Source organism: Enterobacter sp. EC_64, assembly GCF_019584165.1.
Taxonomy (GTDB): domain Bacteria; phylum Pseudomonadota; class Gammaproteobacteria; order Enterobacterales; family Enterobacteriaceae; genus Enterobacter; species Enterobacter roggenkampii.
In genome coordinates this window covers 1-300 of record NZ_VDAS01000086.1, presented here as the reverse complement: position 1 = coordinate 300, position 300 = coordinate 1, and the positions used below count along the sequence as shown (strand labels likewise).

Below are 300 nucleotides of genomic sequence, written 5' to 3'. Positions count from 1 at the left end.
CAACTTACTGATTTAGTGTATGATGGTGTTTTTGAGGTGCTCCAGTGGCTTCTGTTTCTATCAGCTGTCCCTCCTGTTCAGCTACTGACGGGGTGGTGCGTAACGGCAAAAGCACTGCCGGACATCAGCGCTATCTCTGCTCTCACTGCCGTAAAACATGGCAACTGCAGTTCACTTACACCGCTTCTCAACCCGGTACGCACCAGAAAATCATTGATATGGCCATGAATGGCGTTGGATGCCGGGCAACCGCCCGCATTATGGGCGTTGGCCTCAACACGATTTTACGTCACTTAAAAA

General features: G+C 50.3%; 1 protein-coding gene. It reads left to right on the top strand.

Annotation, left to right across the window (positions count from 1 at the left end):
* Window positions 1–44: 44 nt before the first annotated feature.
* The coding region (locus tag FHC52_RS22580; protein ID WP_001409558.1) for an IS1-like element transposase at window positions 45–300 on the top strand (256 nt) is incomplete at its 3' end.